We start from the raw sequence: 1621 nt of genomic DNA, 5'->3' as shown, positions 1-1621 counted from the left end.
ACGAGCGCGCTTTCGACCTCGGCGGTGCCCATGCGGTGGCCCGACACGTTGATGACGTCGTCGACGCGGCCGGTGATCCGCCAATAGCCGTCGGAGTCGCGGCGGCAGCCGTCGCCGGTGAAATACTTCCCCTTGTAGGTCGAGAAATAGGTCTCGGCGAAGCGCGCGTGATCGCCGTAGATGGTGCGCGCCTGCCCGGGCCAGCTATGGGTGATGCACAGATTGCCCTCGGCCGCGCCGCCGCTCTGTTCGTCGACGAGCACGCCGCCCTCGGCGTCGACGAGCTCAGGGCGGATGCCGAAGAAGGGACGCCCCGCGCTGCCGGGTTGCGCCGGATGCGCGCCGGGCAGGGTGGTGATCATGATGCCGCCGGTCTCGGTCTGCCACCAGGTGTCGATGACGGGCACGCGGCCCTTGCCGACGATGTCGCTGTACCAGCGCCAGGCCTCGGGGTTGATCGGCTCGCCGACGCTGCCGAGCAGGCGGATCGACGACAGGTCGTGGCGGGTGACATAATCGTCGCCCTCGCGCATCAGCGCGCGGATCGCGGTCGGCGCGGTGTAGAGGATGTTGACCTGGTGCTTGTCGACGACCTGCCAGAAACGGTCGTGGTCGGGGTAGTTGGGGACGCCCTCGAACATCAGGGTCGTCGCGCCATTTTGCAGCGGGCCATAGACGACATAGCTATGCCCGGTGACCCAGCCGATGTCGGCGCTGCACCAGAAGATCTCGCCGGGGCGATAGTCGAAGCCATACCAGAAGGTGCTCGCGGTCCAGACCGAGTAGCCGCCGACGGTGTGGAGCACCCCCTTCGGCTTGCCGGTCGAACCCGAGGTGTAGAGGATGAACAGCGGGTCCTCGGCCCCCATCGGCTCGCACGGGCAGTCGGCGCCGACGTCGGCGGACAGCGCGTCGTACCAGTAATCGCGGCCTTCGGTCATCGCGACGTCGCCGCCGGTGTGGGCGATGACGAGCACCGCCTTCACATCGACGCGTTCGAGCGCCTTGTCGACATTGGCCTTGAGCGGCACGGTCTTGCCGCCGCGCAGCCCTTCGTCGGCGCAGATCACCCAGTCGCTGGCGCAATCCTCGATCCGCCCGTGGATCGCCTCGGGCGAGAAGCCGCCGAAGACGACGCTGTGCACCGCGCCGATGCGCGCGCAGGCGAGCATCGCGACCGCGCCCTCGGGGATCATCGGCATATAGATGGTGACGCGGTCGCCCTTTTGGACGCCCAGCTTCTTCAGCGTATTGGCGAAGCGGATGACGTCGGCGAGCAGCGCGGCATAGCTGATCGTGCGCGTCTCGCCATCGGGGGCATCGGGCTCGAAGATGATCGCGGTGCGGTCGCCATGGCCGGCGGCGACATGGCGGTCGACGGCGTTGTGACAAAGGTTGAGGACGCCGTCTTCAAACCATTGGATCGACACCGGATCGTAGGACCAGTTGGCGATCTTCGTCGGCGGGCTGATCCAGTCGATCCGCTTCGCCTGTTCGGCCCAGAAGGCCTCGGGGTCGGCGATGCTCTGGGCATAGAGCCGGTCGTAGTCGGCGGCGGTGCAATGGGTGTTCGCGGCGGCGTCGGCGGGGACGGGGACCAGGGGTTCGGAGGGGGGTAGGT

General features: G+C 67.7%; 1 protein-coding gene. It reads right to left on the bottom strand.

Annotation, left to right across the window (positions count from 1 at the left end; translation table 11 throughout):
• Positions 1–1601: acetate--CoA ligase (gene acs, locus ASD67_RS22480; protein ID WP_056352371.1), on the bottom strand; the 1601-nt coding region annotated here is incomplete at its 3' end.
• Positions 1602–1621 lie beyond the last annotated feature (20 nt).

Origin of the sequence: Sphingopyxis sp. Root1497, assembly GCF_001427085.1 — a bacterium.
Lineage (GTDB): Bacteria > Pseudomonadota > Alphaproteobacteria > Sphingomonadales > Sphingomonadaceae > Sphingopyxis.
The sequence above is the reverse complement of the archived record's forward strand: the minus strand, read 5'-3'. Positions and strand labels throughout refer to the sequence as shown.